The sequence below is a fragment of the Rubrivirga sp. genome (assembly GCF_049648075.1).
Lineage (GTDB): Bacteria > Bacteroidota > Rhodothermia > Rhodothermales > Rubricoccaceae > Rubrivirga.
This window is the reverse complement of sequence record NZ_JBARYR010000273.1, coordinates 1-8,384: the sequence shown is the minus strand read 5'-3', so window position 1 is coordinate 8,384 and position 8,384 is coordinate 1. Positions and strand designations below refer to the sequence as shown.

4 protein-coding genes are annotated in these 8,384 nt (G+C 67.1%); all 4 read left to right on the top strand.

The features are described 5' to 3' along the window. On the top strand, positions 1-1,147 hold a 1,147-nt coding region (locus WBA11_RS08150), incomplete at its 5' end, for a hypothetical protein (protein ID WP_424520200.1). A gap of 118 nt (positions 1,148-1,265) precedes the next feature. Then, positions 1,266-4,346, top strand: coding sequence for a reprolysin-like metallopeptidase (locus WBA11_RS08145; protein ID WP_424520199.1), 3,081 nt, complete (start codon positions 1,266-1,268; stop codon positions 4,344-4,346). Positions 4,347-4,759: 413 nt separating this feature from the next. Next, positions 4,760-7,624: a reprolysin-like metallopeptidase gene (locus WBA11_RS08140; RefSeq protein ID WP_424520198.1), complete on the top strand. Its 2,865-nt coding sequence runs from the start codon at positions 4,760-4,762 to the stop codon at positions 7,622-7,624. A 257-nt stretch (positions 7,625-7,881) separates the two neighbouring features. Then, a partial coding sequence (locus WBA11_RS08135; protein ID WP_424520197.1) for a UvrD-helicase domain-containing protein occupies positions 7,882-8,384 on the top strand: 503 nt, incomplete at its 3' end.

The following is an 8,384-nucleotide window of genomic DNA, read 5'->3' as shown; positions in this document are numbered from 1 at the left end:
CGTCGGCGCGTCGGCGGACCGAGACGGGCGGCTCGCCCTCGAGGTCGAGCTGCCGGCCGTCGTGGTGGTCCGGTTCGTGGGCTACGCCGGAATGCAGGTGCCGCTCGGCCTCGAGGCCGAGCCCGGGCCGGTGACGCGGACGGTCCGGTTGTCGCCGTCGCCGTTCTCTCTCGGCGAGGTGACTGTGACCGGCGAGCCGCCCGGCGAGGTTTTGTGGCGCCGGCTGTTGGCCCGGCGGGAGTACCTCGGCCGACGGATGAGCGCCTATGCCGCCGAGGGCTACTCCCGACTTCTGCTCGCACGAGACGGCGTGACCGACGTCCGGCCGGTCGGCATCGGCCTCGAAGAGACGGTCTCCAACCTGTCGTGGATCTGGGGACCGGGCTTGCAGGAGGAGGTCGTCGCGCGCCGCCGCCGCCCGTTCGGTGGGCCGTTCCGGTGGGCGCGCATGGAGCCGGTGCCGGACCTCTACCTCGAGGACGCGATCACCATCGACGGGCTCCAGATCCCGTCCCCGACCCGGCCCGACGCCCTCGACTACTACGCGTTCCGCCTGGGCGAGACCATCGAGGCCGACGGCCGGCGCTACCTCGACTTGGCGGTGATCCCGAGGGGGCCGGGGATGCTCTCGGGTCGGATCCGCGTCGTCGACACGCTCATGGTGATCGCCGAAGCCGAGCTCCGCCTGACGCCGGGCGGACGCGCCGGGCCGATCGACGACTTCGACGCGTCGTACCGGTGGACCTACGAGCCCGTCTATGCGGGTCCGGCCCTGGTGGACTCCGTCTGGTTCCCTCGGAGGTTCGAGCGCGAAGGCCGCGTCACGGCCAACGTCCCCGGCAACCGCGTGCCGACGGTCCGCTTCTACCAGACCTCGATCCTGGACCTGATCGTGCCCGGCGTGCCCGGCGCGGCCTACCGCTTGGGCCGGCGGTACCGGAACCCGCGCGACGCCTACGCGGGTCACGAAGCGTTCCGGGTCGGCCGGTCCGCGCTCCCGCTCGACAGCCTCGAGGTCGCCGTCGAGTCGTCGGACGTGGTGCGCCGGTCGTCGCTGTCGGACATGCTGAAGCGGCAGGAGGGCGTCGGGTTCTCAATCTTCGGCTTTAGCCCCGGCGCCGACGTCGAGGGCGAGGATGACGAATGAGCGTCCTCGAGGACGCCGTCGTCGAACAATGTGCCGTTATTGAAGTTGAAGGGTAGCCGTTTGTGAGTGGTGCGCTCCACTCCGAAGCCTTCACCTTCCAGTTCTTCGACCGGCCCCGATGCTTCGCACGCTCGCCCTCATCGCTCTCGCCACGGCGTCGGCCTCGAGCCAGCCCGCGCTGTGGACCGATCTGCCGCCGGGCCGCGCGGCCTCGAGGCCGGACCTCGAGACGTTCCGGCCGGTCCACCTCGACCTCGACGCGTTCCGAGCCGTCCTCGAGGACGCGAGCGAGACGGCGTCGGTGCGGGTTCCGATTCCGCTGCCGGAGGGCGGCGTCCTCGAGGTCGTGGCCGTCGAGTCGCCGGTGTTGGCGCCGGGGTTGCAGGCACGGTTCCCGTCGATCCGCACCTACGCCGTCGCCGGGTCGGCGTCCGGCCGGATCGCCGTCACGCCACACGGGGTCTCGGGGGTCGTCTACCTCCCCGGCGGACCCGTCGCCTTCGACCCCGTCGGCTCGTCCGACGACCTCGAGCCTGAGGTGTACGCCGTATACCGCGCGTCGAGCCTCCGCGTCGCCGGTCCTGGTGCTCATGACCTCGAGGACGACGTCCTGGAGGGCGATCTCCGGCCGGTGACGGACGACGAGCTCGAGATCGGAGGGACGCTCCGAACGCTCCGCCTGGCCCTCGCCACGACGGGCGAGTTTACCCAGAGCCGCGGCGGAACGATCGAGCTCGGCTTGGCGGCGGCGACGGTCAGCGTCAACCGCGTTAACGCGCTGCTCGAGCGCGACCTCTCCGTCCGGCTCGAGATCATCGAGGGCAATGACCGACTCGTCTTCCTCGACGGCGCCACCGATCCATTCACGGCGACCGGGGAAGACCTGGCCTCCGAGGCCGCGGACGTCTTCGACGACGATGTCGGAGCCGAGCAGTACGACGTCGGGCACCTGCTTACGACTGGGAACAGCGGCCGCGCTCGGATCGGCGCGGCGTGCACCCTGCGCCTAAAGGGAGAGGCCTTTTCAGGCGTCGGTTCTGAATCGTCGCTGTTCGACCTCTACGTGTTCCCACACGAGATCGGCCATCAACTGGGCGCGCGGCACTCGTTCTCATCCTTGCGCGACGATGAGTTCAACTCGTTCGGGGTCGAACCCGGTGTTGGTCACACGCTCATGGCGTACCCGCAGCGGGCCTACCATCTCCCCGACGAGGAGCGGTACGGGTTCGCCTACCACAGCGAGTCCCTGCGCCAGATGCTGGGCGCCAGGTGGAACCGGACCGATGGGTGCGGCTCCGTCGTCGCGACGGGGAATGACGCACCCCGGGTGACGCGCCCGCATCGAATCTCGCCCGCCCCACTGGGTGCGTTTTTCGTCCTCGAAGGTGACGCCACGGACGCGTCGGGGACACGGCTGAGCTACTCGTGGGAGCAGACGAACCGGTACGGGATCGGGAGCGGTCCGGTCCCTCGGTTCCGGAGCCTCGACCCGGGCTCTTCGTCCTCGAGGACGTTCCCCGACCTCGAGCGTGCGCTCGCCGGCACGTTGGGACCCGGAGAGGGGCTCGCCGACCGCCCGGGGACGTACTCGTTTCGTCTCACGGTCCGCGACGGCGCCCCAGGAGGAGGGGGCGTGGGCACCGCCGTCGTCGAGGTCCCGGTGTACGACGACGCCGGCCCGTTCCGGGTCACGTCCCACGAGCGGCCCGTGACGCACGCCCCGGGCAGCGACGCCGTCGTGACGTGGGACCCCGCGACGTTCTCGAGCCGCGTGGACCAAGTCGACGTCTCGCTGTCGTTCGACAATGGCGCCACGTGGACGCGTGCCCTCGAGGGCGCCCTGAACACGGGTACGGCGGTGGTCCCGGTCCCCAGCACTCCGACACAATGGGGGCGCGTGATGGTGCGCCCGGTCGGCCGGAACTACTTCGCGGTCGGGGCGGCGCCCTTCGAGATCGGCCCGGCTCCAGCGGCAGCAGTGTCGGACCTCGAGGTCGAGGCCACGCGAGCGAGCGGGACGCGAGACGAACTCGCGGTCGTTATCACCAACGTCGGCGCCCCGGGGACCTCGCTCGATGTGTCCGCGTCGCTCCACAACGTGCAGCCCGCGCCCGCCCAGGACGTCGGGTACCAGGCGCTGTGGTCCGATGAAACGGGAGGCCCAGACGTCGCCTTTGTCGACATTTCAGACACCGGCTCGCGACTTCAGTTCGTCCCGGTTGACCCGGGAAGTTTGGGCGACGAGGCCACCGCGGAGGTCGCTCTCCCTTTCTCGTTCAGCTTCTACGGCGTCGCTTACGACTCTCTGCACGTGACATCGAACGGACTCGTCCTGATGGGGCCATGCTCCGCGGGCAAGTGCCGGAGCGGCTTCACGCACAGGTACAACAGTCGGATTCCACTTCGCTCCACTCCGAACGGCTTCGTGGCTCCTTTCTGGGAGGACCTCCATCTGCAGTCCGGAGCCGTGTTTACCGGACTCCGTCACGACGGGCGCTTCGTGATCCAGTACGACCGGATCGGCCGTCCTGTTGGAGATGGGGACTACACGTTCCAAGTCCTGCTCTCTCCAAGAGGCCGCATCGAGATTCAGTACGGTCAAATGGAGAACGTGACGGCTGGGTCGACGATCGGTATCGAGGGCGCAACGGGGGAGACAGGCGTCTTGGTCGCGTACAACGAACTTCTCGCGCTAAGCGGGACGGCGTTGTCGTTCGCTCCTCCCCGCGATCCCTGGCTCGTACTCGGCCGGACGTCGCAGACCCTCGCGCGCGGTGAATCTGCCGACCTTCCGCTGCTCCTCGACCTCGGGGCGTACCAAGACGGGGAGGTGCTCACGGCGGACCTCGTCATCGTGACCAACGACGGGGCGCGTCCCCGGGTCGTCGTCCCCATCGAGGTCACGGTCGGGACGCCCGTCGCGACGGGCTCCGACCTCGAGGCCGCGCGGGTGTCGTCCGTGCGGCCGAATCCGTCCTCGAGGACGGCCCACCTCGACGTCACTCTCGCGGCGCCCGGACCCCTTCGCGTCTCGATCTACGACGCGCTCGGCCGGCTGGTGTCGGTCCCGTTCGAGAGTGCAGTCGCGGGCACCCTCGAGGTCGACCTCGAGGCCGGTACGCTCGCGCCGGGGCTGTACGTCGCGCGTGTCCAGGCCGAGGGGGGCGTCGAGTCGAGGACGTTTGTCGTGGCCCGGTAGCGATCTCTCGCCCGAGCGAGTCGGGTGGAGGGGGACACCATTGGGTCCTCAGGGAGTGTATGCCGTCGTGGGTGAATGTGCTTGATATATGTATCGTACCTTCTCGTACGTCGAGGTCCGCACGCTGCGTCGACCCGTCTCCACTACGCCCTACGCCTGTGTTTAGAGCTTTATCCCTTGCCCTTGTCGCGTCTCTGGCGCTCCCTGCAGTTGCTCAGGACCTCTGGACGGACGCGTCGGCGTCTCGCTTCCCCGCACGCACGGACGTCGCGGACTACCGAGTCGTTCAACTCGACCTCGACGCGCTGCGTGTCGCCCTCGAACCATCCTCGAACGGCCGTCGGTCCGCGACGCTTCCACTTCCCCTCCCCGAGGGCGGCACGTCGGACGTCACCCTGACCGAGTCATCTGTGATGGCTCCGGGTCTCCAGGCTCGCTACCCGAGCATCCGAACGTACACGATTCAGAGCGCGTCCCTCAGCGGACGGTTCTCCGTCACCCCACACGGCATCAAGGGCGTCTTTTTCGATAGCGTCAACCCGATCGTGATCGAGCCGATGGGTGACCCGGCCGCTACAGACGTGGCGACGTACGCGGTCTTCCGGGGCTCGGACCTTCTCTTGTCAGATGAGGTCTTGGAGAGCCTTCACGACGACGTCGTGGGCGAGCTCGCCGAGCCGTCGTTCGATCGGGCGCGACGTGTCGAGCATGGGGAGACCCTTCGGACGTACCGTCTCGCGGTCGCGACCGAGGGCGAGTTCACCGAGCGAAGCGGGGGAACCGTAGAGCTCTCGCTCGCGGCAGTGGTCGCGTCGGTCAACCGGGCCAACGCGATCTACGAGCGTGACATGTCGCTGACGTTCCAGCTGGTCGAGAACAACGACCAGATCGTCTTCACCGACTCCGAGAGTGATCCCTTCACGGCAAGTGGTGGTGGGCTCCTTGACGAGACACAGGACGAGATCGACGCGACGATCGGTGACGAGAACTACGACGTCGGGCACCTCATCCGATACGGAAGTGAGGGGGGGCTAGCCCGGCTTCAGGCCTCGTGCGTGAGTGGTGCGAAGGCTCAGGGTTGGTCCGACATCCGTGACTCGTCTTCGCTGTTCGATCTGCTCGTGTTTCCCCACGAGCTCGGTCACATGCTAGGCGGGCCGCACTCGTGGGTCCAGTTCGAGGACGATGGTGACTTTGAGCGGAACGGGTTCGAGCCCGGTCCCGGCTTCACCATCATGTCGTACCCGCAGTTCGCTCGGTTCACTCGCGAAGGCGATCAGTTCGGGTTCTTCTTTCACGGTGGCTCCATTGATTTCCTGAACGCCCACGTTCGAGACGGAAACGGTGCCGCGTGCGGGACCGAGACGGAGACCGGAAACGACATCCCCGTCGTCACCGTGCCGGATGCGTTCTCGATCCCTCTCGGCTCTCAGTTTTCTCTCGATGGGTCTGCGACGGACGGGTCGGGCACGGACCTGACCTACACCTGGGAGCAAATGGACCGGTACCGCAACGGGCAGGGCGTCGTCCCGTTCTTCCGTTCGCTCGTTCCGAGCGGGACGGCCTCGAGGACGTTCCCCAGCCTCGGCAGGATCTTCAACGACATCGACGATATCGACGAGCAAACGCCGGACCGGCCCGGCGTCTACAACTTCCAGCTGACGGTCCGTGACAACGTGTCCGGTGCTGGCGCGGTCGGTGAGGGGCGCGTTCAAATTGAGATCGTCGACGCCGGCGAGCCGTTCGAGATCACGTCCCTCAACGAGGCCGTCGTGTTCGAGTCTGGCGCGCCGACCACGATCCGTTGGAACGTCGCTGGCACAGACGCTGGACCCATCGGAGTCAGCGAGGTCGACATCCTGCTCTCCACGGACAACGGGGATACGTTCGAGACCATCGCCGAGGCAGTTCCGAACACGGGCTCCGCGGACATCGCCATCCCTGACGTTGAGACGACCGAAGGGCGGCTCATGATCAGGCCTGTCGGCGCGCGCTTCTTCGTGGTAAACCCGGTCGCCTTCGAGATCGGTTCGGCGCCGGGCGCGGGCCTGTCGTCGACCGCGATCGACGTGACGCTGGATCCCGGGGAGACAGACTCCCAGGTCCTCACCATTTCAAACCTCGGAGATGCCTCCTCAACTCTGGACTACACGGTCGAGCTACAAAACGTGCAGTTGGCAGAGTCGGGGATCGTCGAGGACGTGGACTACTTCGTAACCACCTCGGACGACGCCGGCGGCCCCAGCGTTGGCTTCACCGACATCTCGGACCAATTCCAACTCCGGTTCAGCTCGTCAGTTACCGGTGAGGGGGACCCGAACGACAATGGCGTCTTCAAGCTGACGATCCCGTTCCAGTTCCCGTACTACGGTCGCGGGTATCGCAGCATCAACGTTTCGACGAACGGGCTCCTCTACTTCGGAAACGAGACGGTCAACGACCGACTCAACGTCCGCATTCCTGATGAGCGTTTGCCAAACGGCGTTATCGCACCGCTGTGGGACGACCTCGATCTAAACACCGGCGGAGTCTACGCCGCAATCCTGCCGGACGATGCGCAGGGCAACGAACGGTTCGCCGTACAATGGAACGAGGTGGCCCTAGCCGGTGATGACCGTGCCTCCATCACGTTCCAGGTCATCATGAGTGAGGACGGGAGCATCGAGTTTCAGTACGGCGCCCTCGACAACGCCCGGTTGAACTCCGTCACGGTAGGCATCGAAAACGAAGACGGGACAGTTGGTGTCCCGGTTGCCTTCCAAGAGGATTTTCTGACGTCGAACTCAGCGATTCGCTTCCGGCCACCCGTCGAATGGATCGCGGTTGACACCCAACGGGGCTCGCTAGCCGGTGGTGACTCCCGCAACATCAGCGTCGACCTCGACGCGACGGACCTTACCTCGGGCATCACCCTCTCGGCGGAGATCGTGGTTCGCACCAACGATGGCACCAGCCCACTGACTGTGATCCCTGTCACGCTCGATCTGTCGGGTACGGTTTCATCTGAGGAAGAGCCCGCCCTCGCCGCGATCTCCCTTATCGCTCCCAACCCAGCGTCCTCGAGGGCCGTCGTGAGTGTGGAGCTCGAGACCCCAGGCCACGTCTCCGCCTCGGTCCACGACGCGCTCGGCCGCCAAGTCGCGCTCCTGCACGACGGCGACGCCTCCGGCTCGTTCGACCTCGAGGTCGACGCCGCGGGTCTCGCGGCCGGCGTCTACCTCGTCCGCATCGTGGGCGACGGGTTCACGACGACGCGCCAGTTGGTCGTCGCCCGCTAACGCGACCCAGGTCTTGAACGACGGGGCCGTCGGCGCGAGCTGGCGGCCCCATTGTGCGTCCTCGAGGCTGGGTCACGCTCACGTGGCAGAGGACTGGACGAGAGGTTCACCCGTGCCGAACGCGGCGGCGCTCCGCTCTCGCCAGACTGCGTCCTCGAGGGCGGAGCCTGACGCGTCCTCGAGGACGACGGAAGACGTCCGAGCGCCCTCGAGGGCGCCCCGCTCGGCGTAGGTTCGAGGACGAGATTTCCGATGCAATGAAGACCTTCGCACTCCGACCCTCACCGGCTCCTGACGGCTCCGCTCCGCGCTCCACGCCGTCCCAGCCCTCCTCCGCCGACCTCGAGGCCGCCGAGACGCTCTTGGGCGGTCTGAACCCGGCACAGGGCGAGGCCGCCAAGACGACGGAAGGCCCCGTCATGATCATCGCGGGGCCGGGGTCGGGCAAGACGCGGACGCTAACCCACCGGATCGCGTACCTGCTGGCCGCGAAGAAGGCGTGGCCGAGTCAGATCCTCGCCCTCACCTTTACCAACAAGGCCGCCCGCGAGATGCGGAAGCGCGTCGGTGAGCTGGTCGGGGGAGAGGCGAAGGGGATGTGGATCGGGACGTTCCACTCCATCTTCGCCCGCGTGCTGCGGCGCGAGGCGGACAAGATCGGGTTCTCGCGCGACTTCACGATCTACGACTCCGACGACACCGAGCGGCTCATCAAGGAGATGATGAACCGGTACGGCATCGATCCCAAGAAGGTCACGCC

What these genes read in the sequence shown, in the direction of transcription:
- WBA11_RS08145 (WP_424520199.1), top strand. Translation starts at nt 1,266, where the DNA reads ATGCTTCGCACGCTCGCCCTCATCGCTCTCGCCACGGCGTCGGCCTCG.
- WBA11_RS08140 (WP_424520198.1), top strand. Translation starts at nt 4,760, where the DNA reads ATGGCTCCGGGTCTCCAGGCTCGCTACCCGAGCATCCGAACGTACACG.